This window comes from Pseudomonas sp. GL-B-12 (genome assembly GCF_019955895.1).
Lineage (GTDB): Bacteria > Pseudomonadota > Gammaproteobacteria > Pseudomonadales > Pseudomonadaceae > Aquipseudomonas.
Window position 1 is genome coordinate 54,287 of sequence record NZ_JAHBCX010000033.1, and the last position, 24,538, is coordinate 78,824.

23 protein-coding genes and 1 pseudogene are annotated in these 24,538 nt (G+C 60.2%); 10 read left to right on the forward strand and 14 right to left on the reverse strand.

What is annotated here, in order from left to right; genetic code table 11:
- Positions 1 to 29: 29 nt before the first annotated feature.
- Together KGA85_RS18140 and KGA85_RS18145 are read right to left on the reverse strand one after the other, a co-directional pair.
- Positions 30 to 1,406, reverse strand: coding sequence for a GTPase/DUF3482 domain-containing protein (locus KGA85_RS18140; protein WP_223455904.1), 1,377 nt, complete (start codon positions 1,404 to 1,406; stop codon positions 30 to 32).
- Positions 1,399 to 2,769: a DUF2868 domain-containing protein gene (locus KGA85_RS18145; protein ID WP_223455905.1), complete on the reverse strand. Its 1,371-nt coding sequence runs from the start codon at positions 2,767 to 2,769 to the stop codon at positions 1,399 to 1,401. The genes KGA85_RS18140 and KGA85_RS18145 overlap by 8 nt, the downstream gene beginning before the upstream one ends.
- Before the next feature lie 85 nt (positions 2,770 to 2,854).
- On the opposite strand from KGA85_RS18145, the gene KGA85_RS18150 reads away from it, so the two are divergent.
- On the forward strand, positions 2,855 to 3,367 hold the full coding sequence (locus KGA85_RS18150; RefSeq protein WP_096817529.1) for a dihydrofolate reductase: 513 nt from the start codon (positions 2,855 to 2,857) through the stop codon (positions 3,365 to 3,367).
- Between the two features lie 150 nt (positions 3,368 to 3,517).
- On the opposite strand, the gene KGA85_RS18155 is transcribed toward KGA85_RS18150, so the two are convergent.
- Positions 3,518 to 4,909: an L-cystine transporter gene (locus KGA85_RS18155; RefSeq protein WP_223543289.1), complete on the reverse strand. Its 1,392-nt coding sequence runs from the start codon at positions 4,907 to 4,909 to the stop codon at positions 3,518 to 3,520.
- Positions 4,910 to 5,164: 255 nt separating this feature from the next.
- Here KGA85_RS18155 and KGA85_RS18160 point away from each other — a divergent pair, with 255 nt between their 5' ends.
- The 5 genes from KGA85_RS18160 (at position 5,165) to KGA85_RS18180 (ending at position 9,736) form a co-directional block, all read left to right on the forward strand.
- Positions 5,165 to 6,220, forward strand: a complete 1,056-nt coding sequence (locus KGA85_RS18160; RefSeq protein ID WP_095945314.1) for a phosphorylcholine phosphatase — start codon at positions 5,165 to 5,167, stop codon at positions 6,218 to 6,220.
- Between the two features lie 477 nt (positions 6,221 to 6,697).
- Positions 6,698 to 6,985 (forward strand): DUF6124 family protein, encoded by a 288-nt coding sequence (locus tag KGA85_RS18165; RefSeq protein WP_223455907.1) that lies wholly within the window; start codon positions 6,698 to 6,700, stop codon positions 6,983 to 6,985.
- Positions 6,986 to 7,171: 186 nt separating this feature from the next.
- Complete coding sequence (locus KGA85_RS18170) at positions 7,172 to 8,644, forward strand: PAAR domain-containing protein (RefSeq protein WP_223455908.1); 1,473 nt, start codon at positions 7,172 to 7,174, stop codon at positions 8,642 to 8,644.
- Positions 8,641 to 9,258: a hypothetical protein gene (locus tag KGA85_RS18175; protein ID WP_223455909.1), complete on the forward strand. Its 618-nt coding sequence runs from the start codon at positions 8,641 to 8,643 to the stop codon at positions 9,256 to 9,258. The genes KGA85_RS18170 and KGA85_RS18175 overlap by 4 nt, the downstream gene beginning before the upstream one ends.
- Positions 9,259 to 9,361: 103 nt before the next feature.
- On the forward strand, positions 9,362 to 9,736 hold the full coding sequence (locus tag KGA85_RS18180) for a hypothetical protein (protein ID WP_223455910.1): 375 nt from the start codon (positions 9,362 to 9,364) through the stop codon (positions 9,734 to 9,736).
- A gap of 162 nt (positions 9,737 to 9,898) precedes the next feature.
- Here KGA85_RS18180 and ilvD read toward each other — a convergent pair whose 3' ends face one another.
- From ilvD to KGA85_RS18200, 4 genes and pseudogenes are all read right to left on the reverse strand, one after another.
- Positions 9,899 to 11,740, reverse strand: a complete 1,842-nt coding sequence (ilvD, locus tag KGA85_RS18185) for a dihydroxy-acid dehydratase (protein WP_223543290.1) — start codon at positions 11,738 to 11,740, stop codon at positions 9,899 to 9,901.
- 243 nt (positions 11,741 to 11,983) lie between these two features.
- Positions 11,984 to 12,070 (reverse strand): annotated as a pseudogene (locus tag KGA85_RS18190) (outer membrane lipoprotein carrier protein LolA); the annotation flags it as partial.
- A gap of 27 nt (positions 12,071 to 12,097) precedes the next feature.
- Positions 12,098 to 12,556: an REP-associated tyrosine transposase gene (locus tag KGA85_RS18195; protein WP_223455921.1), complete on the reverse strand. Its 459-nt coding sequence runs from the start codon at positions 12,554 to 12,556 to the stop codon at positions 12,098 to 12,100.
- A gap of 206 nt (positions 12,557 to 12,762) precedes the next feature.
- A complete protein-coding gene (locus KGA85_RS18200; protein WP_046039197.1) occupies positions 12,763 to 13,959 on the reverse strand; it encodes a class I SAM-dependent rRNA methyltransferase in 1,197 nt (398 codons plus the stop codon).
- A 280-nt stretch (positions 13,960 to 14,239) separates the two neighbouring features.
- Between KGA85_RS18200 and KGA85_RS18205 the strand changes: the two genes are divergently transcribed.
- Positions 14,240 to 15,109, forward strand: coding sequence for an HDOD domain-containing protein (locus KGA85_RS18205; RefSeq protein ID WP_223455912.1), 870 nt, complete (start codon positions 14,240 to 14,242; stop codon positions 15,107 to 15,109).
- Between the two features lie 42 nt (positions 15,110 to 15,151).
- Positions 15,152 to 15,964 carry a bifunctional DNA-formamidopyrimidine glycosylase/DNA-(apurinic or apyrimidinic site) lyase gene (gene mutM / locus KGA85_RS18210; RefSeq protein WP_007995486.1) on the forward strand — a complete coding sequence of 271 codons (813 nt, stop codon included), beginning with the start codon at positions 15,152 to 15,154 and terminating at the stop codon, positions 15,962 to 15,964.
- A gap of 135 nt (positions 15,965 to 16,099) precedes the next feature.
- On the opposite strand, the gene KGA85_RS18215 is transcribed toward mutM, so the two are convergent.
- The 5 genes from KGA85_RS18215 to KGA85_RS18235 all read right to left on the reverse strand — a co-directional run bounded on the left by KGA85_RS18215 (position 16,100) and on the right by KGA85_RS18235 (position 20,823).
- Entirely contained in the window at positions 16,100 to 16,351 is a 252-nt protein-coding gene (locus tag KGA85_RS18215; protein WP_003195146.1) for a YfhL family 4Fe-4S dicluster ferredoxin, read from the reverse strand.
- 148 nt (positions 16,352 to 16,499) lie between these two features.
- Entirely contained in the window at positions 16,500 to 16,979 is a 480-nt protein-coding gene (gene coaD, locus KGA85_RS18220) for a pantetheine-phosphate adenylyltransferase (protein ID WP_223455913.1), read from the reverse strand.
- A 115-nt stretch (positions 16,980 to 17,094) separates the two neighbouring features.
- Positions 17,095 to 18,690 (reverse strand): GMC family oxidoreductase, encoded by a 1,596-nt coding sequence (locus KGA85_RS18225; protein ID WP_223455914.1) that lies wholly within the window; start codon positions 18,688 to 18,690, stop codon positions 17,095 to 17,097.
- Positions 18,691 to 18,818: 128 nt separating this feature from the next.
- A complete protein-coding gene (locus KGA85_RS18230; RefSeq protein ID WP_223455915.1) occupies positions 18,819 to 19,364 on the reverse strand; it encodes a twin-arginine translocation pathway signal protein in 546 nt (181 codons plus the stop codon).
- Between the two features lie 28 nt (positions 19,365 to 19,392).
- Entirely contained in the window at positions 19,393 to 20,823 is a 1,431-nt protein-coding gene (locus KGA85_RS18235) for a coniferyl aldehyde dehydrogenase (RefSeq protein WP_223455916.1), read from the reverse strand.
- Between the two features lie 145 nt (positions 20,824 to 20,968).
- On the opposite strand from KGA85_RS18235, the gene KGA85_RS18240 reads away from it, so the two are divergent.
- Both KGA85_RS18240 and KGA85_RS18245 read left to right on the forward strand, forming a co-directional pair.
- Positions 20,969 to 21,640 (forward strand): TetR/AcrR family transcriptional regulator, encoded by a 672-nt coding sequence (locus tag KGA85_RS18240; RefSeq protein WP_223543291.1) that lies wholly within the window; start codon positions 20,969 to 20,971, stop codon positions 21,638 to 21,640.
- 32 nt (positions 21,641 to 21,672) lie between these two features.
- Positions 21,673 to 22,527 (forward strand): sulfurtransferase, encoded by an 855-nt coding sequence (locus tag KGA85_RS18245; protein ID WP_223543292.1) that lies wholly within the window; start codon positions 21,673 to 21,675, stop codon positions 22,525 to 22,527.
- 120 nt (positions 22,528 to 22,647) lie between these two features.
- On the opposite strand, the gene KGA85_RS18250 is transcribed toward KGA85_RS18245, so the two are convergent.
- Both KGA85_RS18250 and KGA85_RS18255 read right to left on the reverse strand, forming a co-directional pair.
- Positions 22,648 to 23,487 carry an AraC family transcriptional regulator gene (locus tag KGA85_RS18250; protein ID WP_223534182.1) on the reverse strand — a complete coding sequence of 280 codons (840 nt, stop codon included), beginning with the start codon at positions 23,485 to 23,487 and terminating at the stop codon, positions 22,648 to 22,650.
- A 3-nt stretch (positions 23,488 to 23,490) separates the two neighbouring features.
- Complete coding sequence (locus KGA85_RS18255) at positions 23,491 to 24,477, reverse strand: hydrolase (RefSeq protein ID WP_223460604.1); 987 nt, start codon at positions 24,475 to 24,477, stop codon at positions 23,491 to 23,493.
- Positions 24,478 to 24,538: the final 61 nt, after the last annotated feature.

Consider the following 24,538-nt stretch of genomic DNA (forward strand, 5'->3'; position numbering starts at 1 on the left):
CAGTTCAAACAACATAAATGTTCAGGTGACTACAGCTGCTGTGCCAAAACCTCAACCTGCTCCTGCCGCTCCGCCTGATTCAACTTTGGATGAGGATTGAGCGACGACCACTGCGGGTGCGCCCGCGCCTTGTTCAGCGCTTCGGGCAGTTTGCCTTCGCGCCAGGTTTTATCCTGTGGCGTGGCGACCTGAATACTGTCCATCGCAGCGTGCCCACGGGTATTGAGTGCTTGCAGCAATTGCCGCTGGCGCAGCGCCAACAGGCGCAGCACGTTGTCATCCACCGTCAGTTCGCGCTGGCCCTTGATCTTGCCCAGCAAGCGGCTGCCATAACTGCGCGCGGTTTGCAGCGCGCCGCCGGCGATGGCCCCGGCCAGTGCGGCGGCGCCGAGGGTGATGCCACCGACCAGCAGATCAACCCCTGCCCCGGCGGCAGCACCCGCGGCGATTCCGCCGCCGACCCGCACGCCCAGTTGCTTCAGGGTTTCCGGGTTGAACAGGTCATCGCCCCAACGGCCGTCGAGCAGCGGCAAATCACTGGCGGCGGCATCCTGTGGGCGGAAGGCGTAGAGCTTGAGCAGGGCCTCGACGCAACGCTGCTCCCGTTGACGCACGGCTTTGCGCAGTTCGCTGATCGCCTGCTGTTCCTGTTCGGCTTCACTGACCACGCTGCGCCGACAAGCCGCGCAATCGATCAATAATTCGGCAATCAACCGCGCCGCACTTTGCTGGCGAGCCAGACGCTGGGCTTGCTGATCGGCGATCAGGCGTTCGAGTTGCGGCCGGGCAGATTCCAGCAGCAGGGCGAGACTTTCATAGAGTCGACGCTCGCCATCTTCCGGCGGCGCGACACTGTCAAAGCGCACCAAGGCATGCAAGCCCAGCCGTGCCAACGCTTCTCGCCATGCCGGCTCGCGGTGGTTGGCGCTGCTGACGAAATTCAACACCGGCAGCAGCGGTTTACCGCAGCTGACCAGCACTTCCAGTTCATCGCGATACTTGGCCAGCACCGGCTCCCGGGCGTCGATCACATAGAGCCCGGCGTCCGACGCCAGCAACTGGCGCAGCACCTTGGCCTCCTGTTCGAAGCGTTGCCGGGCTTCGCTGCCATCAAGGAAACGCGCCAGCCGCGCCGGGCCGTCGAGGCGTTCGCCGGGACGCTCCAGGCGTTCGAGGTAGTCGAGCAGGGCGATGGCGTCTTCCAGGCCCGGGGTGTCGTAGAGATCGAGCAAGGGCTCGCCGTCCACCGACAACCGTGCGCCTTCGACGTGCCGCGTGGTGCTGGGGCGATGGGACACTTCACCGAAGCCGACGTCGCGGGTCAGGGTGCGCAGCAACGAGGTTTTGCCGACGTTGGTGTGGCCGACCACGGCGAGTTTCAGGGGCTGCTTCCAGGTGTCAGTCATGACCGGACTCCAGCCAGTTCATCGGTGCGCAATCGGCAAACGGCAACTCAAGCTGTTGCAGCGCCACGTGCCAGTCGCCCAGGCGTTCGGCGTCCAGCGCTTCACCGGGGGGCGCCTGCAACAACCACACGCGGGTGGCGCTGGCGCTGCGGGCCAGTTCGGCAATCAAGGCCAGGCTGCCGCGATCCGGCGAGCGCCGTGGATCGCACGCAATGGCCAGGCGCGCCGGGGGAAAGCGGCTCAGTTGTTCGAGGAGTTTGTGTCGCGATTCGCGGCTGTCGAGAATGCCCGCGTTGTTGACGTTTTTCGGCAATTGCGGCGGCCACGGGCGGTCGTCGTCCAGCTCGATGGCGACCAATAGAGCACCATCACTTTGTTGTTCGCTGACGCCGCTTTCCACGCGATGCAATTGCTCAGGCGCCGCATCGCTGATGCCGAGACGTTCGCTGGTGGGCATCAAGCGTTCGCGCAGTTGCGCGTAACCGGGCAGGTTCAAATCCAGACGCAGCGCCGTTTGACCCGTCTTCCAGCGCCACAGGCAACACAGTGCGAGCAGCAGGCGCGGCACCACGCCGTAAACCAGCAACACACCTACCAACCAGGCGGCCCAGGCCTGACGGGCACTTTCTATGTTCAGTGCGGCGTCGCCGCTGGCACGGATCATCTCCTCGGTCGGCACACTGAAACCGAGCAGGGCCGGCAGCGCGCCAAGGGCCTGGGTCACGGCGATAAAGGTGTCGGCACTGAGAATGGTGGTTTCCCAGACGAAACCGTAGCGCCGGGTCGCCATCAACGTCAGCAGGATCACCAGCGCGCTGACCATCGCCAGCAACCACAGGCTGTTGACCAGCACGCCGATCGCCCAGCGATTGAGTTTCTGGCGTTGCAGCAATAACAGCAGGGCCGGTGCCAATTGTGCGGCTTTGGCGTCCCGGGCGAGCTTTTCGCTAAGCCACAGCCATAGGCGTCCGAGGCTGGCGCCGTGTTCGCCGGCAAACACCAGGCCCAGGGCCCAGCTCAGCAGCAGGATCAGGTTGAGCCCGAGCAGGCTGCCCAAGGCCCAGAACACATTCACCGGGTAAAGGCCGTCGCCCATTGCAGCAAAGGCCAGGCCGGCGCCGCTGATCACCGCCAGCACCGCCATGACGATCAGCGCCAGTCGCGCGCCTTGCAGCCAGTGCTTGAGGGCATCGGCCAGGCCATCGCGCTCGGCCAGCCACAGGGCCCGGCGTTGAATGCGCAACGGCAAATCGCCGCCGGCGCTGCGGGCCAGTCGGTTGGCTTCAACGTCTTCCAGAGGGCCAGCGTACTCTTCGCGCAGGCGGATGGTTTCTGTCAGCCAGAGGTTATTCAGTTCAGTCACGCGGCATCCCGTCGCTTAATTGAGCTGTGAGCATAACCGCTGTGGCGCTTATCGGCGAAAGCGAGGCTCTGGTATCCTCGCCGGCATGACTAAATCACTCCCCCTCAGCCTGATCGCAGCCCTCGGTGAAAACCGTGTGATCGGCGTCGACAACAGCATGCCCTGGCACTTGCCGGGGGACTTCAAATATTTCAAGGCCACTACGCTCGGCAAGCCGATCATCATGGGCCGCAAGACCTGGGACTCCCTCGGTCGCCCGCTACCGGGCCGGTTGAACATCGTGGTCAGCCGTCAGGCGGATCTGGTGCTGGAAGGCGCGGAGGTTTATCCGTCGCTGGAAGCCGCCGTCGTTCGCGCCGAAGAATGGGCGAAGGAACAGGGCGTTGATGAGCTGATGCTGATTGGTGGTGCGCAGTTGTATGCGCAAGGGCTGGCGCAGGCTGATCGGCTATACCTGACTCGCGTGGCGCTGAGCCCGGAAGGGGATGCGTGGTTTCCGGAGTTTGATTTGAACCAGTGGAAACTGGTGTCGAATGTGCCGAACCCGGCCGAAGGCGACAAACCGGCGTACAACTTCGAAGTCTGGGAAAAAGCCTAAACCTGTGGCGAGGGAGCTTGCTCCCGCTGGGCTGCGCAGCAGCCCCAAAACCCTGCACTGCATTCTTACTGAAAGATTGCATCAGGCCAAATTGGGGCCGCTTCGCGACCCAGCGGGAGCAAGCTCCCTCGCCACAAAGTTGTTCGATCGTTAAGCGTGCGCCAACGCCGAATGCTCATCCGCATCCAGCAGTTCTTTATCAGTCTGCTGCATCACCTGACTGGTAATCGCCCCCGCCGTCATCGACCCACTGACATTCAACGCCGTACGCCCCATATCAATCAGCGGCTCGACCGAAATCAGCAACGCCACCAGTGACACTGGCAAGCCCATCGCCGGCAGCACGATCAGCGCGGCAAAGGTCGCGCCGCCACCCACCCCGGCCACACCGGCCGAACTCAGCGTGACAATCGCCAGCAGCGTCGCGATCCACAGCGGGTCCAGTGGGTTGATGCCCACAGTCGGTGCAACCATCACCGCCAACATCGCCGGATACAAGCCGGCACAACCGTTCTGGCCAATGGTTGCGCCAAACGAAGCGGCGAAACTGGCGATGGACTGCGGAATGCCCAAACGACTGGTCTGCGCCTCGATGCTCAACGGAATCGTCGCGGCGCTCGAGCGGCTGGTGAAAGCAAACGTCAGCACCGGCCAGATCTTGCGGAAGAAGCGCAGCGGATTGATCCCGGCGGCCGACACCAGCGCGCCATGCACTACAAACATCAGACCCAGGCCGATGTAGGACACCACCACGAAACTGCCGAGCTTGATGATGTCTTGCAGGTTGGAACCTGCGACCACTTTGGTCATCAGCGCCAGCACGCCGTATGGGGTCAGCTTCATCACCAGGCGCACCAAGCGCATCACCCAGGTTTGCAGGGTGTCGATGGCGTTGATCACTTTTTGACCTTTCTCGGCATCATCCTTTAGCAATTGCAGGGCCGCGACACCCAGGAACGCCGCGAATATCACCACACTGATGATCGACGTCGGCTTGGCCCGCGCCAGGTCGGCGAACGGGTTTTGCGGAATGAACGACAGCAACAGCTGCGGCACATTCAGGTCGGCGACCTTGCCGGCGTAATCGGTCTGGATGGTTTGCAGGCGCGCCATTTCCTGGGTGCCGGCCACCAGGCCTTCGGCGGTCAGGCCGAACAGGTTGGTCAGGCCGATGCCGATCAAGGCCGCGATGGCCGTGGTGAACAGCAGCGTGCCGATGGTCAGGAAGCTGATCTTGCCCAGAGACGAAGCATTGTGCAGACGGGCCACGGCGCTGAGGATCGAGGCGAACACCAGCGGGATCACGATCATTTGCAGTAGCTGCACATAACCGTTGCCCACCAGATCGAACCAGCCGATCGAGGTTTTCAGCACCGGGTTGCCGGCACCGTAGGCAGTGTGCAACGCCACACCGAACGCCACGCCCAGCACCAGCGCGAGCAGGACTTTTTTCGCCAGGCTCCATGTGGTGTGGCGGGTTTGCGCCAAGCCCAGGAGCAGGGCGAGGAACACCAGCAGATTGAGAATCAGCGGCAGATTCATGAGAACTCCGAGTGAGACTTGTGCCAGCTACCATCCGGGGTAGCTGCGAACCGGCAAGCCTAACAGCTTGAAAATTAATGAATTAATATCAAAAACGCATGGTTTCCGTCGTTTTTGGAATAAGCGGATGTCGCTGTCAGAAATGCAACTGGCGCGAAAGGGACGAAGGCGGTCGCTGACAGACGAGGACTGTCACACTTATTTGTTAGCGTCGATCTCTTTCATTCAGGGTCTTTTTATAAGGGAAGCATGCCAATGAAGTTCGCACCGAAATTGCTGGCAGCAGCACTTTGCCTGGGCCTTGCCGGCCAGGTGCTTGCAACGGATCTGAAACACTGGCCCGCCGATCAGGCCAAGGCGCTGGACGCGATGATCGCCGCCAACGCCAACAAAGGTAACTACGCGGTGTTCGACATGGACAACACCAGTTACCGCTACGACCTCGAAGAGTCGTTGCTGCCGTTCATGGAGAACAAGGGCCTGATCACCCGCGACAAGCTCGATCCCTCCCTGAAACTGATGCCGTTCAAGGACACCGCCGACCACAAGGAAAGCCTGTTCAGCTACTACTACCGCCTCTGCGAAGTCGACGACATGGTCTGCTATCCATGGGTCGCCCAAGTGTTCTCCGGCTTCACGCTCAAGGAACTCAAGGGCTATGTCGACGAGATGATGGCGTCCGGCAAACCGGTGCCGGCCACGTATTACGAAGGCGACGTGGTCAAGAAACTCGACGTCAACCCGCCGAAAATCTTCACCGGCCAGCAAGAGCTGTACAACAAACTGATGGAGAACGGCATCGAGGTCTACGTGATGACCGCCGCCTCCGAAGAACTGGTGCGCATGGTCGCGGCCGATCCCAAGTACGGCTACAACGTCAAACCGCAGAACGTGATCGGCGTGTCGCTGCTGCTCAAGGACCCGAAGACTGGCGAACTGACCACCGCGCGCAAGCAGGTCACCGCCGGCAAATATGACGAGAAGGCCAACCTCGGCCTGGAACTGACCCCGTACCTGTGGACCCCGGCGACCTGGATGGCCGGCAAGCAGGCGGCGATCCTGACCTACATCGACGAGTGGAAAAAACCGGTGCTGGTGGGCGGCGACACCCCAAGCAGCGATGGTTACATGCTGTTCCACAGTGTTGACGTGGCCAAGGGCGGCATCCACCTGTGGGTCAACCGCAAGGACAAGTACATGACCCAGATCAACGGCATGATGGCCAAGAACGCCGCGGCCCAGGCCAAGGAAGGGTTGACGGTGACTGCGGACAAGAACTGGGTGATCGTGAAGCCTGAAGACATCCAGTAAGACCGCGGCGCCGCCATCGCGAGCAAGCTCGCTCCCACAAAGATCTCGGGTGAAACACAGACCGTGTGAACACCGAAGATCCCCTGTGGGAGCGAGCTTGCTCGCGATGAGGCCAATCGGTGCAATGAAAGCCTCCGCTTGAACGACATCTCCTGACAGTCGCAACCTACGCATTCTTGCGTAATGGACTACGACTACGCCAGAATCCGCCGGCTTGTGCGCCTTGCTCCCGGGCTCTACCGTCTACTTGTCGCTGAACATCAGCGATCGGGTTTGGTAGCCCGGCTGTGTAGGGTGCAAAGCATCATGATTTGCAGGCGTTCTTACGTCTCTGCATTTTATGGTGGTCATGCACAGGGCGCTTTCGGGCGCGCCGGTTTCCTTACACCCCGGTCTACCAACCTGCGCATGGCCGCCACCCTTCGTTTGGTAGCGAGGGTGATGGCTCCTTGTCTTAATGTGTAGGGAGTTTTATCTATGCTCAAAATTACCCCCGATCCCCCAAATACCGACAACCTCTGCGCCCACATCAACACCACCCCGCGCAAACCCAGCCGAACATTCTTGATCGCGCCTGGCCTCGACACCGAAACCCTGTTGGCCCACGCCTGCGAATCCCTCGCCTCGGCCAATGTGATGGCCAGCGATTTCGCCGGCCTGCTGGAAGGCTCGCAACGCAGCACGATGCTGGGGATTGCGCAGGTGATCATGTTGGGCGAGCTGGCGGTGAATCAGGCGTTGGATAACCTCGACCCGCAGGAATAGCGCGGACAAAAAATGCCCCGCACTTGGCGGGGTATTTTCATATTCGACGGTTATCGCGAGTACACAGATGTCCATATCCAGTCTCATTTCAGAATTGACTTACATCAATCAAGGAAACGTCTGATTTATCCTCCACTTCGCCTCTTCTAGCGTGCGTCCTTTCGATCTGACAAGGACATATTTCGCATGAGGCGCTACTACATCACCGTCGGGGCCAAAACCACCGTCAAGGGAACCGTCGTCAGCGGCTGGCATCGCGGCAGTATCAATGGCCAGGCCATGGCCCGCGAAGGCGATGAAGTCAAATGCCCGGAATGCGACAGCACCGGGACCATTATCTGCGTCGGTCCACGTCTGTCGGAGGAGTGGGAAGGACGCAAGCCCGCCCTGCACGACGACCTGTGCAAGTGCAAGTGCGACCCGCCGCCCAAGCTGATTGCCAACCAGACTTTCAGGAGCCAGCGGATAGAAACCGGCAATGTTGCGCCGTCTGCCCGAGCCACCGCGCAACCCGCTACGCCGGCCGAAGCACGACAACCGACAGCCGAGCCACGCCCCTCCAGCTTCACCCCGCCGACGAGCCGTCCTGTAACGAGCTATAGCGAGCAGTCGGGACAGGTCTGCCAGAACCTTTGGCGCAGCTATCAGCAAAGAGCCGAAGCCATCGTGGCGCCGGGCGGCATCCTGATCGCCGACCCAAAGGCGCGTAATCGCGCGATCAACGCGGCATACGCCCGATTGTGGCTGGAGGATCAGCGCTTCCAATGGGCGGGCCTAGCGGCGTTCGCCTCCAAGCAGGTGGGTTGTGGGTTGTTGCATGCGGCTGATTCGATCGAAAAGATCCAGGGCGAACATGAAGCGCAATTACGCTGGAGGGATGCGATCCGCAGAGGATTCTCCGGGTTGTTCGACAAGCGAAGCGAGCGTGAACGGCAGCAAAGCTCACAACGTCGTGAACAAGCGCAACAGGAATACGAACAAGCCAGCCGCAATAACCCGCTGCCCAGCGGTCCCAGGTTCGAAGGTGAATCATTGTCGTACGTGCAGAGGCAACTCCAGTACGTGCACGACATGCTGGCGCTGGGCAATACCACGCTGTTTCTGGATGTATTTCCGCTGCATGCTTTTTACAAGGAGCGTGGGTTGTCGGCGCTCAAGACATGCCTCGCTTCACGAAAAAACATATTTGGGCATGTACAACAACCTGTGTTGTGGCCGATCGAGCAGGAAAAACTGGAGTTTGGCACTTACCATGAGGAAATACTTCAAGCCTTCGCGGCCATTGAGGCTGGCAACATTGCCGAAAGCGTTGCGCATCTGGCTTGGCACGAACAACAGAACATTCTGCAATCAGCAATGTACAGCGACGTACAACTGGTACTTCTGCTACGTGGCAATCATTTCGCCTATGTCACGAACTTCCCCTCCGGCGCTGCTGCAGCCGTCGAGCTGACCCTGGCTAGCCAGTGCCTTCCCAGCGAAGACGGACGCACCGTTGGCTTCAGCAGCGATTACTTTGCCAACCTAGCCGATATCCATCAGCGCATGCCCTTTGTGCTCAAAGCCGCGACACAGTTTGATGAGCTGCTGCGGCGCTCTGATCGCCACCTGATTGAGCAGGCGATTCTCGACATTGCCGCAGGTCGGGGCGTGCGATGAGTCTGCTGCAACGTATAGATTGGCGACGCAGGATATTGTCACTCGCAGTGGCGACTCTGTTGATAGTGGCAGCGGTCCGAGCACTATCGGATGAGCCGGAGATTGCCCTGGCGATTGGCGAGCCTTGGGAAGTCATGCGTCAGCGCTCAAGCGCGGCCATTGGTCCGGCCATTCCTGGGCATTTTTGGGGGAGATTACCGAGATCGGATGCTCGTCTTCGTTTCCTGGATCCTCAGTTCGGATTCGTGACACCACTAGCTCGTTTTTTCACGGTTAGTTTTGATAGTGATGAGTTAGTCAGAAGTGTCCGTATGTCCCCTCAAATCGAGCCGCTATTACTCGATGAGACGCTTGAAATAGTTCTTAACCTGCAGAAGCAGTGGCGCCACGGTGGCTGGATACCCATTCGGGTCATCGACGATCCACCATTTGCTGACACTCCCGAATGGCGGGCTCGATTGCGAGACGTGAACAAAGGTGGCACGTCTACTTGGCAAGCGGGTAATCAGTATCAAGTGATGCTGGTGGTCAATCGCTTTAGAGACGACAAGCGTCCTACAGATGAGCGTTATCTTATCAAGCTACAAGTTGCCAAGCCGTGGGTAAATCCTTGACTTCACGCATCGAAGGCCTGGGTGATGTGGGTTTGCGTTATGAGTCATCAATCAGTCCGAGAGTTTATTCAGCTCAAGAAATATTTTAAGGGAGTAGATATACATGGTGATACGCATTCTTCGGTCAGCTATGTATGTAGTTGGAGGTGTTCTGCCTGCCTTTGGATTGGCCCTGCTCAGCCTGTTTTTTATGGGGTCTGGTGAAGTTTTTTACATGTTGCTCAGCACGCTCGCATGGTTAGGAACCTGCGGACTTGTTTTGGCGGCGTTAAACAGACCCACTACTACCGAGTCACGACGTAGGCTGGCTATAACAGCAATGTTAATGATGGGATTGCTAGCTATGTCTCCTCTGCTGCTGATTTTGTTCACATACCCCGACCACGAAATATGGATTAGCTGGGCAATTCTGGGGCCAACACTGCTGGCACTCCACTATATGTGGCAAGTTGCGCGGATTTCCTGCTCCGGAAAATGACGATTTTTTGCTTTTGGCTCAACCTTGAGACTTGCCTCTTTGGAATATGGAATTTTGCGTTGGCAAGTTAGAGGTCACAAGGAGGGATGTAATCGGCTGATAATTGAGCCAAAAAAAATGCCCCGCACTTGGCGGGGCATTTTCATGTTCGACGATTAAGCCTTACAGCCCATCAAGCATCGCCTTGTTACGCACAGCACCCTTGTCGGCACTGGTGGCCAGCAGGGCGTAGGCTTTCAGTGCGGTGGTCACTTTACGTGGACGCACTTCCACCGGTTTCCAGCCTTTCTTGTCCTGCTCGACCCGGCGTGCAGCCAGTTCTTCATCGCTGACCAACAGGTTGATCGAGCGGTTCGGAATGTCGATCAGCACCTTGTCGCCGTCCTGTACCAGGCCGATCGCGCCGCCGGCAGCTGCTTCAGGTGAAGCGTGGCCGATGGAAAGGCCCGAGGTACCGCCGGAGAAACGGCCGTCGGTGAGCAGGGCGCAGGCTTTGCCCAGGCCTTTGGATTTCAGGTACGAAGTCGGGTAGAGCATTTCCTGCATGCCCGGGCCGCCTTTCGGGCCTTCGTAGCGAATGATGACGATGTCGCCTTCTTTCACTTCGTCAGCAAGGATGCCGCGCACGGCGCTGTCCTGGCTTTCGAAGATCTTGGCGTTGCCTTCGAACACGTGGATCGACTCGTCGACGCCGGCGGTTTTCACCACGCAACCATCGAGCGCGATGTTGCCGTAGAGCACGGCCAGGCCGCCTTCTTGCGAGTAAGCGTGCTCGACACTGCGGATGCAGCCGTTTTCACGGTCGTCGTCCAGGGTTTCCCAACGGGTCGACTGGCTGAACGCGGTTTGCGTCGGGATGCCCGCAGGACCGGCCTTGAAGAAGTGGTGCACGGCTTCGTCGGTGGTCTGGGTGATGTCCCACTTGGCGATGGCTTCTTCCATGCTGCGGCTGTGCACGGTCGGCAGCTGGGTGTGCAGCAAGCCACCACGGGCCAGCGAACCGAGGATGCTGAAGATGCCGCCAGCGCGGTGCACGTCTTCCATGTGGTACTTCTGGATGTTCGGCGCGACCTTGCACAGTTGCGGCACGTGACGGGACAGACGGTCGATGTCGCGCAGGTCGAAATCGATATCGGCTTCCTGGGCAGCGGCCAGCAAGTGCAGGATGGTGTTGGTGGACCCGCCCATGGCGATGTCCAGGGTCATGGCGTTTTCGAACGCCTGGAAGTTGGCGATGTTGCGCGGCAATACCGACTCGTCGTTCTCGCCGTAGTAACGCTTGCACAGCTCGACGATGGTGCGGCCGGCCTGCAGGAACAGCTGCTCGCGGTCGCTGTGGGTGGCCAGGGTCGAACCGTTGCCCGGCAATGCCAGACCCAGTGCTTCGACCAGGCAGTTCATCGAGTTGGCGGTGAACATGCCGGAGCACGAGCCGCAGGTCGGGCAGGCGCTACGCTCGTACTCGGCGACTTTCTCGTCAGAAGCGCTGGAGTCGGCGGCGATCACCATGGCGTCGACCAGGTCGAGGCCGTGGGAGGCGAGTTTGGTCTTGCCGGCTTCCATCGGGCCGCCGGAGATGAAGATCACCGGGATGTTCAGGCGCAGGGACGCCATCAGCATGCCAGGGGTGATCTTGTCGCAGTTGGAAATGCAGACGATCGCATCGGCGCAGTGGGCGTTGACCATGTACTCGACGGAGTCGGCGATGATCTCGCGGCTCGGCAGCGAATAGAGCATGCCGTCGTGGCCCATGGCGATGCCGTCATCGACAGCGATGGTGTTGAATTCCTTCGCCACGCCGCCAGCGCGTTCAATCTCGCGGGCGACCAGTTGGCCCAGGTCCTTGAGGTGCACGTGGCCCGGTACGAACTGGGTGAACGAGTTGGCAATGGCGATGATCGGCTTCTTGAAGTCGTCATCTTTCATCCCCGTGGCGCGCCACAGTGCGCGGGCACCGGCCATGTTGCGGCCGTGGGTGGATGTTTTCGAGCGGTAATCAGGCATGAAGCACTCCGGGCGGCTAATCAGGTATCAAAAGGGAAGTGAGCTTCTATTGACGTCTGGAACACTCAGAAATGGCCGCGTGTCCGGAAGTTGCCGATAACTTTGCGGGATCGCCGCGCGCTTCAGCTTGAGCTCATAAACCCGCCGGGGATGACTGGCGATGAATGTTCGCGATTCTACACGGCTGGCGGCTGGAGGGAATGGCCGCAAGCATTCACGAGACGTGTGGAAAGACGCAATCCTTGTAGGAGCGAGCCTGCTCGCGATGAACCTGAGAGCGCCGCGGGGTGTCAGGATGCCAGCGTTATCGTTGACGACCATCGCGAGCATGCTCGCTCCTACAGGGGTAGGTGTGTATTAGAGCCAGATAGCGTCCCAGAGCGGGTAATCGCCGATATGGTCGACGAGGCCTGCGCGTAGGGGGTTGGCGATGATGTATCGGGCGATGGCTTTCAGATCTTCCTCGCGACGCAGGGCTCGGTCGAAGTAGCCCTTTTGCCATACAGGAGCATTTAGATCTCGTTTCTGATTGATGAGGCGTGTGCAGCGAGATTTGGTGGCTTGCACTAGTTTCGGTAAGTCACCGTTGTGCAATTCAATCAGCCAGTGGAAGTGATCCGGCATGACTACCCAGGCTATAGACGTGGCATTGCCGGCTTCCTGAGCCCTTCTGAACTCGTGCACCAAAAAGCGGCCGGTGCGCCAATCCTGGAAGAATGGTTGTCGTTCATGGGTGACAGCGGTCAGGTGATAGATGCGACCGGATTGCGAGTGCCGACCTGTGCGTAATCGATGGGCTTTTGGCGTGTTGGACATTCCGTTGTCCTCTTCGGTGATGGGGAAGAGAAAACGGTAGGCGTGGGGTGGGAGGTTGTCGCTTCGGCAGTGGATCAGGATGTGTCCTGCACCTGTAGGAGCGAGCCTGCTCGCGATGAATTCAGAGACGCCGCGGGGTATCAGGTTCCCCGCGTTATCGTTGACGACCATCGCGAGCGAGCTCGCTCCTACAGTGGTTTGCGGTTTTAGCTGTTAGGCAACAACCGGCAAGTAATGCTCTTGATATACCGTGTCTCGGCAATCGCCGGATGCACCGGATGATCCGGACCCTGACCGCCACGTTCCAAGATCTGGATATTGCGGTCCAAGTGGCGGGCGCTGGTCAGCAGGATGTTCTGCAGGTCGTCTTCCGGCAGGTGCATCGAGCAGGAGGCGCTGACCAGGATGCCGTCCTTGGTGAGCAGGCGCATGGCTTGCTCGTTCAGGCGGCGGTAGGCGCCTTCGCCGTTCTTCATGTCTTTCTTGCGTTTGATGAACGCCGGCGGGTCGGCCACGATTACGTCGAAGCGTTCTTCGCTGGCTTTCAGCTCTTTGAGGGCTTCGAACACGTCGCCTTCGATGCAGGTCATTTTCTCGGCGAAGCCGTTCAGTGCGGCGTTGCGCTCTACGCCATCGAGGGCGAAGGCCGACGCATCGACGCAGAACACTTCACTGGCGCCGAACGCGGCAGCCTGCACGCCCCAGCCGCCGATGTAGCTGTAGAGGTCGAGCACGCGTTTGCCTTTGGCGTACGGCGCCAGGCGTGCGCGGTTCATGCGGTGGTCGTAGAACCAGCCGGTCTTTTGACCCTGGATGACAGGCGCTTCGAATTTCACGCCATTCTCTTCGAGGGCAACCCACTCTGGCACCAGGCCGAATACGGTTTCGACGTAGCGGGTGAGGCCTTCGGCGTCACGGGCAGCGGAGTCGTTCTTGAACAGAATGCCGCTTGGCTTGAGCACTTGGGTCAGCGCTGCAATCACGTCGTCTTTATGGGCTTCCATGGTAGCCGAAGCGATCTGCACCACCAGGATGTCGCCGAAACGGTCTACCACCAAGCCTGGCAGCAGGTCGGAGTCGCCGTAGACCAGGCGATAGAACGGCTTGTCGAACAGGCGATCGCGCAGGGACAGGGCCACGTTCAGGCGGTGTACCAGCAGCGACTTGTCCAGCGGCAACTTGATGTCGCGCGACAGCACACGGGCGCAGATCAGGTTGTTCGGGCTCATGGCAACGATGCCCAGCGGCTTGCCGCCGGCGGCTTCGAGGATCGCCTGGTCGCCGGCCTTGAAACCGTGCAAAGGTGTAGCGGCTACATCGATTTCGTTGCTGTAGACCCACAAGTGACCGTTGCGCAGACGACGGTCGGCGTTGGCTTTGAGGCGCAGGCTAGGCAGGGACATGTCGTCGCTCCGGAAAAAAGAGCGGGAGTATAGCGTGTTGAGATCCCGGGTAGGCCTGCGAATGGACATGTGGCGAGGGGGCTTGCCCCCGTTGGGTCGCGAAGCGGCCCTGAAATCTGCAACTACGGTATGTCAGACACATCCCATTCGCCTGCTTGGCGGCCGCTTCGCGACCGAACGGGGGCAAGCCCCCTCGCCACAAAGACTTGCCTTGCGATTTGGTATGTCGGATCCAACTTCATAAAGGTTAGAATCACCGTCTGACCCAGAGTGTGCACAAATGTCCCAAGAGCTGACTTCCGAACAGATCCAGCAAGCCCTGCAGGGCATCAGCGTACCGGCCCAGCCGCAAATCATGGTGGATTTGCAGATGGAGCAGTACATGCCCGACCCGGATCTGGAAGTCATTGCCAAGCTGATCTCCCAGGATCCGGGGCTTTCCGGTTCCCTGCTGAAGATCGTCAATTCGCCGTATTACGGGCTGAGCAACAAGATTGCTTCGATCCAGCGCGCGGTGAATCTGCTGGGCAGCCGCTCGATCATCAACCTGATCAATGCACAGTCGATCAAGGGCGAGATGAATGACGACACCATTGTCACCCTGAACCGATTCTGGGACACCGCTCAGGACGTGGCCATGACCTGCCTGACCCTGGCCAAGCGCATCGGTATTGAAAATGGCGATGAAGCGTATGCCCTGGGCCTGTTCCACGACTGCGGCGTGCCCTTGATGCTCCAGCGTTTCCCCGACTACATGGGCGTTCTGGAGCAGGCCTATGCCAACGCCAGTGCCGAATGCCGGGTGGTGGATACGGAGAATCAGGTGTTCAATACCAATCACTCGGTGGTCGGGTATTACACGGCCAAGTCTTGGCGTCTGCCGGAACACGTGGGCGCTGCGATCGCCAATCACCACAATGCCTTGGCGATATTCAGCGATGAATCTTCGCGCAACAGTTCGTTGAAGAACCTGTTGGCGATCCTGAAAATGGCCGAACACATTTGCGCATCGTACCGGGTGCTGGGCAATCAGACCGAAGATCACGAGTGGAACAGCATCGCACCGCTGGTGCTCGATTATGTCGGCCTCTCGGACTACGACTTCGAGACCCTCAAGCAGACGATCCGCGACCTCGGCACTCATCGCTGAGTGTCGGAACCTTTCAGGCCATGCGCCTGAGCCGAGAGCACCATGCCTGAATTGCCAGAAGTCGAAACCACCCGTCGCGGTATCGCGCCGTACCTGGAAGGCCAGCGGGTCAGCCGGGTGATCGTGCGTGAGCGTCGCTTGCGCTGGCCAATTCCAGAGGACCTCGATGTGCGGTTGTCCGGGCAGCGAATCGTGCTGGTGGAGCGGCGTGCCAAGTACCTGCTGATCAATGCCGAAGTCGGCACCTTGATCAGCCATTTGGGCATGTCAGGCAATTTGCGTCTTGTGGAGGCCGGGCTGCCGGCGGCCAAGCATGAGCATGTGGACATCGAACTGGAGTCGGGCCTGGCCCTGCGCTACACCGACCCGCGGCGCTTTGGCGCAATGCTCTGGAGCCTCGATCCGCTCAATCACGAATTGCTGATACGCCTGGGGCCTGAGCCGCTGACCGACCTGTTCGACGGTGAACGCCTGTTCCAGCAGTCCCGTGGACGTTCGATGGCGGTCAAGCCGTTCATCATGGATAACGCGGTGGTGGTGGGCGTGGGCAATATCTACGCGACCGAAGCGTTGTTCGCCGCCGGGATCGACCCGCGCCGCGAAGCCAAGAGCATTTCCCGTGCGCGTTACTTGAAGCTGGCCATCGAGATCAAGCGCATCCTGGCAGCCGCTATCGAGCGCGGCGGTACCACGTTGCGGGACTTTATCGGTGGTGACGGTCAGCCTGGTTATTTCCAGCAGGAGTTGTTCGTGTACGGCCGTGGCGGTGAACACTGCAAGGTCTGTGGCACGGGCCTGCGGGAAGTGAAGCTCGGGCAGCGCGCCAGCGTTTTTTGCCCGCGTTGTCAGAGCTGAAAGTCAGTTAGATTTTCAGTGAGGCTGATGACGCCTTCGCGAGCAGGCTCGCTCCCACAAGGGATTTGTGGGTGGCGCAAATTCAGTGTGGGAGCGAGCCTGCTCGCGAAGGCATCCTAAAAGTCGCCGAATGGCTTAAGCCTTCCCGGTAATTTTCCGGTACTTCTCCATCAACTGCTCTTCAGTCTCCGGATGAGCTTCGTCCAGTGGAATGCAATCCACCGGGCAGACCTGCTGGCACTGCGGTTCGTCGTAGTGACCGACACATTGGGTGCACAGGTTCGGGTCGATCACGTAGATCTCTTCGCCTTGGGAGATGGCGGCGTTCGGGCACTCGGGTTCGCAGACGTCGCAGTTGATGCAATCGTCGGTGATGATCAGGGACATGCTAACTCCAGCCGGGGCGGCAAGCCCGGGCGCAATAAACCAATGCGTACAATTGTGCCGCATTGGCGCCCGCAGTGCACGCGGGCGCGATCAAGTGCAGAGAGGTGCAGGCTGCGAAAGCTGAAAAGATCGCAGCCTGTGGCAGCTCCTACTTCTTGAAGCGTTCGGTCAGTGCGTCCGCCACCACAGGGTGCACGAACTTGGTGATATCGCCGCCCAGGGCTGCGATTTCACGGACCAGCGTCGAGGAAATGAACGAGTAGCGCTCGGACGGGGTAAGGAACAGGCTTTCCACGTCCGGCGCCAGCTGGCGGTTCATGTTGGCCAGCTGGAATTCGTATTCGAAGTCCGACACCGCGCGCAAACCACGCAGGAACACGTTGGCATTCTGCTCTTTGGCGAAGTGCGCCAGCAGCGTCGAGAAGCCGACGACTTCAACGTTCGGCAGATGTTTAGTGACCTCGCGCGCCAGTTCTACCCGTTGTTCCATAGGAAACAACGGGTTTTTCTTCGGGCTCGCGGCGACGGCGATGATCACGTGATCGAACAGGCGCGAGGCGCGTTCGACCAGATCGCCATGGCCCTTGGTAATAGGGTCGAAGGTACCTGGGTACAACACTCGGTTCATCGCGTCGTCCTGGCGGGAATCCGTTGGGGAGTCGGATGGTATCGCAGCCTTCCCGGTCGGCCAAGTCGCCTGTTGGGTAAGAAAGCACTATAGACGATGGGAATTATCGTTATTTTCATGGGTTTTTTAAACGTTCGGCCAGGGATGTCGCCAGTTGCGCCGTCAGTCCGTAGACCGACAACTGCGGATTGGCACCAATGCTGGTGGGGAACAGCGAGCCGTCGTGAATCGACAGATTGCCCAGTTGATGATGCCGGCCGAGGCTGTCGGCCACCGCGATTGTCGGGTCTTCACCCATGGCGCAACCGCCCATCACATGGGCACTGCCCAGGCGTGTGCGATACAACTCCAGGCTCAGGCCGTCGATCAGCGTGCGCGTTTCGGCGAGGGTCTTCACGTAGCGGGCGTCAGCGTGCATCGGCATCACGGCCTTGGCGCCACCGGCAAACTGGATCTCGGCCATGGTATGGAATGCCCGGCGCAATCCATCCCAGGCGTAGGGCGATAGCTGGTAATCCAGCACCGGCGTGTCATCGCTGCGCAATTCGACGCTGCCACCGGGGCTGTCCGGGTGAAAACCATCCCGCAGCAACGCCAGCATGGCGTGGGTATGGGCCAGATTGGCCATGTGCTGCGAGTTTTCCTGACCGAAACCACCGAGCAATGTGGTGGCCAGCGCCGGGTGCAGGGGCGGGACTTCCAGTTTGTAGGACATCTTGCCCGTGGTGCCGTCCTGCCATTGGAAATGGTCGGAATATATCGACTGCGGCGCGCCGTAGAAGGGGTTGACCACTTCGTCGAACAACGCGGCGGACATGTTTACCGGGTGCAGGAACGTACGTTTGCCCAGGCGCTTGTGCGGGTCAGGTGCCTCGGAGCGCATCAGCAAGGCCGGGCTGTTGATGCCGCCACCGGCCAGCACGAAATGCCGCGCCTTGACCGTGATGGTGCGCCCGGTCGGTGCGACGCAGCGTTCATCCATCGCCGAACATTGCAGGCCGGTGACCTTGTCGCCGTTGATCGTGAGTTTTTCGGCGCGGGCCAGGTAAAGCAGCTCGCCGCCTTTTTCCAGGGTCGCTGGAATGGTGGTGACCATCATCGATTGCTTGGCGTTGGTCGGGCAGCCCATGCCGCAGTATCCGAGGTTCCAGCAGCCGCGAACGTTGCGCGGGATGACGTGCCATGAGTAATTCAGTGCTTCGCAGCCCTTGCGGATCACATCATTGTTGGCGTTGGGTGGCACCATCCACGGCGCGACACCCAGGCGCTGCTCCATTTTCTCGAACCACGGCGCCATTTCCGCCGGGCTGTGGCCCTTGACGCTGTGCTCTTTGGCCCAGTGTTCCAGGGTCGGCTCCGGGGTGCGGAAACTGGAAGTCCAGTTGATCAGCGTGGTGCCACCCACCGCCCGGCCCTGGAGGATGGTGATCGCGCCGTCCTTGCTCATGCGGCCGATGCCTTCCTGATAAAGGCTGGCGTAGGCCTGGTCTTCGAGCAGCTTGAAGTCATTGCTGGTCTTGAGCGGGCCTTCCTCGATCAGCAGCACCTTGTAGCCGGCCGCGCTGAGGATTTCGGCGGTGGTGCCGCCGCCGGCGCCGCTGCCGATGATCGCCACGTCCGCTTCGAGTGTCAGGTCCTGGGTCAGTTGCGAGCCGTTGTAGGTTTTCCAGCCTCGGGCCATGCCTTCGCGGAACGGATCGGGTACGGGCATCTTCGGGTTCTCTTTTTTATTATGTTTGGTGGTGTTAACAAGATCGCCTTCGCGAGCAGGCTCGCTCCCACAAGGGTTATGCAATCTCCTGTGGGAGCGAGCCTGCTCGCGATTTGGTCGCCACGGTCTCAGACCGTTGGTGGCCCGGGATACCCGCAATGCGCCCACGATTCCTTGCGGCCGTACCAGGCCATCATCACCAGTTGCAGCAAGGAACTGTGGCCCATGCGCAATAGGCTCAACGAGCTGTTTTCCCAGCGATCGAGAAAGGCTCGGATGTCGTTGGCGCTGGCGTTTTCCCAGTTGCCCCAGATCCCGGTCAGCGGTCCGCGGGTCACGGCCATGCCCAACACATCGAACAGTTGTTGGGTCAGCTTGAGCATTTCCGGCGACAGGTGGGCTAGGTTGTAATCCAGGCTTTTCAGTGTGCCCTCGACAGCCTCGGGCATCCGTTCGGGGGGCACGGCACCGTCGAGCATGACCGGGATCAACGCCCGCAAAAACAGCAGGTCGCCGCTGCGTAACGTGACGAAACCATTGGCCGGGACGCTCGACGAGCAACCGCTGAGGCTGGCTCCGAGCCCGGCGGTGGCGAGGAAAGCTGTGGCGCCGAGGCTGAACTTAAGCAACCCGCGCCGTGACAGCGCGGGTGTATCGGACAGGCTGGGGTTCATTATTGTTATTACTCGACGGTGATGATCGTTAGCGGATGAACAGCTTCTGGATCAGCTTCTGAATCGACTTGCCGTACGGCGGGTAGATCAACTTCGCGGCGTTGAACCGTTGTTTGATCAACACGCCCTTGGCCTTGCTGAAGGTCAGGAACCCTTCATGGCCGTGGTAGTGGCCCATGCCCGAGGCACCAATGCCGCCAAACGGCATGTCGTCCTGGGCGACGTGCAGCAGGGTGTCGTTCAGGCACACACCACCGGAATGGGTTTCGTGCAGCACGCGTTGTTGTTCGCGCTTGTCGTAGCCGAAGTAATACAACGCCAGTGGGCGAGGACGCTGGTTGATGTAGGCAAATGCCTGGTCCAGATCCTTGTACGGCACGATCGGCAGCAGCGGCCCGAAGATTTCGTCCTGCATCACCGTCATCTCGTCCGTGACATTGAGCAGCAGGCTGTGGCTCATGCGGCGGCCCTGGCCCTGTTCGAACAGCGGCATCAGCAGCGCGCCCTTGCTGGTGGCGTCGCTGACGTAACCGTTGAGACGCGCCAGTTGTCGCTCATTGATGATCGCGGTGTAGTCCGGGTTGTCGGCCAGCGTCGGATAAAACCCGCGGACGGCGGAGCGATAGGCTTCGACGAAACTTCCGACACGATCCTCCGGCACCAGCACATAGTCCGGGGCCACGCAGGTCTGGCCGGCATTCAGGGTCTTGCCGAAGGCGATGCGCTCGGCGGCGTCCTTGAGTGGTACATCCCGGGAAACGATGGCCGGGGACTTGCCGCCCAGTTCCAGGGTCACCGGGGTCAGGTTTTCCGCGGCGGCGCGCATGACGTGTTTGCCGATGCTGGTGGCGCCGGTAAACAGCAGGTGATCGAACGGCAGGCGTGAAAACGCCACGCCCATATCCGCCTCGCCCAGGACCACGCAAACCAGGTCTTCGGGGAAGATTCGCGCGAGCAGTTGCTTCATCAGCAGGCCGGTCGCAGGGGTCGACTCACTGAGCTTGAGCATCACCCGATTGCCCGCCGACAGCGCGCCGACCAACGGGCCGATGGCCAGGTACAGCGGGTAGTTCCACGGCACGATGACTCCGACCACGCCCAGCGGTTGGTAAACCACTTTGGCCGAGGCTGGCTGGAAGGCTGCGCCCACCTTGCGTCGTGAGGCTCGCATCCAGCCCTTGAGGTGTTTGCTGGCGTAATGGATGCCGTGCAGGCTGGGCATCAGTTCGGCGAGCAGGGTTTCATCGGCGCTGCGATGGCTGAAGTCCTGGCTGATCGCATCGATCAGGGCCTGGCGTTCATTGTTCAACAAATCCTTTAGCGCCTTGAGCCATTGCTGGCGCTGCGCGGCCGGTGGCATCGGGTTGGCGGCGTACGCGGCACGCTGAGCGTCGAACAGGGCCTGAAGCTCTTCCAGCGGCTGCTGTAGGTTCTGCAGGTAGGAAATTTCAGCAGTCATGGTCGGCTCCGGATTTATTGTAATGAAGCACTTTTTAGAGTCTATGCTCTAGAAAGTCAAATGACATCCTGGAACAGCTTTGTTTTATCCGCTCGCGGATAGATCTAAGATGCCCGTCAACGCACTCTGAATTAAAGCTCAAGCCATGGCCCCACGGATCAAAACCAGCGAGCGCATCGTGCAGAACAGCCTGGAGCTGTTCAACCAGCAGGGCGAGCGCAGCATCAGTACCAACCACATTGCTGCCCACATGGAAATTTCCCCGGGCAACCTGTACTACCACTTCCCGAACAAGCAGGCGATCATCGCCGTGCTGTTCAGCGAGTACGAAAGCCTGGTGGACAGCTTCCTGCGCCCGCCCCAGGGCCGTGCCGCCACGGTGGAAGACAAACGCTTCTACCTCAAGGAGCTGCTGTCGGCGATGTGGCGCTACCGGTTTCTGCATCGCGATCTCGAGCATTTGCTCGACAGCGACCCGGACCTTGCCGACCGCTATCGACGCTTTTCCCAGCGCTGCCTGATCCAGGGTTCGGCGATCTACGAAGGTTTCGTCGCCGCCGGTATCCTGAAGATGGACAAGGTGCAGATCGAATCCCTGACGCTCAATGCCTGGATCATCCTCACGTCCTGGGTACGTTTCCTGTGCACCACGCGAGAGAACTCCAGCCACCTCAGCGAGCAAGCCATTAAACGCGGGGTGTATCAGGTGCTGGTGCTGGAAGCCGGGTTTGTCACGGATCAGGCCCGCGATGCGGTCAATGCGTTGTTCGAAGAGTTTTACGTGCCCCTGGCCCAGGCACTGGAAGAAGTACAGTAGGATCAAGGTCGACTTAATCACAGGAGCCCGCTATGCCCATTGCGCAACTGATCAGCCCGCAAGCACTGGACCTGAAAAAGGACCAGCCGGGGCTGGTGATTCTGGATTGTCGTTTTGCCCTCGAAGACCCGGATTACGGTCAGCGCAGCTATGCCGAAGGGCACATCGCCGGTTCGAGCTACGCCGACCTCGAGCGTGATCTGAGTGGCGCCGTGGTCAGGGGGGTGACCGGGCGTCATCCGTTACCCGAGCCGGCGCAACTGATCGAGCGCCTGCAAGCCTGGGGCATCAACGCAGATAGTGAGGTGGTTCTGTATGACGACGGTCCGGGTGCCTATGCGGCGCGGGCCTGGTGGTTGCTGGCATGGTTGGGCAAGCGCGACGGTGTATTCATCCTCGATGGCGGCCTCAAGGCCTGGCACGCGGCCGGTTTGCCGTTGAGCCTGGATGCGCCGGCGATTACCCGTGGTTCCTTCACCGGCAGTCCTGACTCGGCGTTGCTGATCGATGCCGAGCATCTGCAAAAGCGCCTTGCGCGGCCGGAACTGACCCTGCTCGATGCCCGTGCATTGCCGCGTTTCAAGGGTGAAGTGGAGCCGATCGATCCGATTGCCGGGCACATTCCTGGCGCCCAGTGTGCGGCGTTTACCGACAACCTGGGCAGTGACGGGCGCTTCCTGCCGGCCGATCAGCTCAAGCAGCGCTTCGCCGCGAAACTGGGCGCTCGTTCGCCGAATGATCTGGTGGCGTACTGCGGTTCCGGCGTGACGGCGTGCCACAACCTGTTTGCGTTGTGTCTGGCCGGTTATCCGTTGGGTTCGTTGTATGCCGGGTCGTGGAGCGAGTGGATCAACGAGCCTGCGCGAGGCATTGCCACCGGCGAATAATCACCGTAAACCCTGTGGGAGCGGGCTTGCTCGCGAAAGCGGTGTGACAGTCAAAGAAGATGTTGACTGAACCACCGCTTTCGCGAGCAAGCCCGCTCCCACAATGGTTTTTCGTCTTCATCAAGATCCGGGTAACTGCCGGGCTGTGCGATACGCCCCCGGTCCAACCCCATACACTTGCTTGAACTGCCGGCTCAGATGGCTCTGGTCGGCAAACCCCAGTTGCATCGCGACTTCCAGCGGCAGACAACCACTTTGCAGCAACGCCCGAGCCCGGGCGATGCGCTGTTGCATCAGCCAGGTGTGCGGCGGCATGCCGGTGGCCCGGCGGAACACTCGGGCGAAATGGAATGGCGAGAGGTTGACCGCCGCTGCCAGCGCCTCCAGTGAGGGCGGTGCTGTCAGTTGCGCGTGCAGCAATTCCTTGGCCAGGCTCACGGCTCGATGCTCCTTGCCAGGTTTACCGGCATCGGGCACCGCCGCATGACGCTGCAACAGCGACAGCACCAGTTCGCGCCAGAGCGTTTGTTGCTGCAATGCGGTGGTGGGGCTTTCCAGCAGGCGGTGGAGTTGGCAGAAGCCGTTCACCAGATCCTGATCGCGATACAGCGTGGCACCGAAGGCCGGCAAGTGGTGGGTCGGCAATTCGAGTTCGGCCAGCAGCGAGGTTATCTGCCCGCTGTCCGGATAAAACGCCCGGTAAAGCCAGCCATCCTCGGTGCCTTTGTGGCCGGTGTGCAATTCATCGGGATTGATCAGTACCAGCGTGCCGCTGCCCGCCAGGTGTTCGGCACCGCGATAACGATAACGCTGGGCGCCGGCCATGATCATGCCGATCACATAGCCGTCATGCACGTGGGGGGCGAAACGATGATCGATGTAGCGGGCGGACAACAACTCGACCCCGGCCAGCGGCGGGGTTTGCCAGAAGTGGATTGACTCGCCTTGGTCAGCGTCCATGATTCAAGTGCGCCCTGTGGCGGCCAGCCACTCGGGGATGCGCCGTTCCAGGTAGTAACCAGGTTGTCTGAGCGTGCCGTCGACAAAGCCGACATGCCCGCCCTTGGCTTGCAGTTCGAATTGCGTGCAAGCGGACAACTCATCGACGTGCGGCAGGCTGTGGGGAAACACGAAGGGGTCGTCGGCGGCCTGAATCATCAAGGTCGGCGTACGAATTTCGCCAAGGAAATAGCGGCTTGAGGCGCGACGATAGTAATCCTCGGCATCGACAAAGCCGTTCAGCGGTGCGGTAACCCGGCCATCGAAGTCCCAGAACGTGCGCATTTTTTCCAGCGAGCCAAGCGCGGCCAATGCGGCCAGGCCATCCTCGCGTCCGTCATGCTGGAACTGCCGCTGCTTGTTCTTGATGTAGGCGAGCATCTCGCGCATGAAATGTGCCTGATAGACCTTTGAGAAACCCTGGTCGATGCGGTCGGCGCACTGGTCCAGGCGGAACGGCACCGACACCGCCACGGCACCTGTCACGCCGCTGTCGCTGCCGGTCTCGCCCAAATGCTTGAGCAGGATGTTGCCGCCCAATGAGTAGCCGACAGCATACAGCGGAGCGAGAGGCCGTTTGGCCCGCAAGTGCCTGATGGTTTCGGCCAGGTCTTCGCTGGCGCCGGAATGGTAGCTGCGCGGCAACAGGTTGGGTTCGCCCGAACAGCCGCGCCAGTTCAGCGCGACGCTGGCCCAGCCTCGGTCGCCCAAGGCTTTTTGCATGCCGGCGACATAAGGCGAATTCGAGGAGCCGGTGAGCCCGTGCAACACCAGCACCAGCGGTGCGTCGGCGCTGTGCGGGCCATGCCAGTCGAGGTCGAGAAAGTCGCCATCTTCAAGCCACAGGCGTTCGCGTTCGCGGCCGATGTGCACGGTTTTACGCCATAGCGGCCCCCACAAGGTTTGCAAGTGCGGATTGCCGAGGCCGAAGGCGGGGGTAAAGGTTTTCATCGGAAATCGGAGTGCGGCGTGTAGTGAGGCATGTTGTTCAATTGCAGACCGCTGCTCGCGA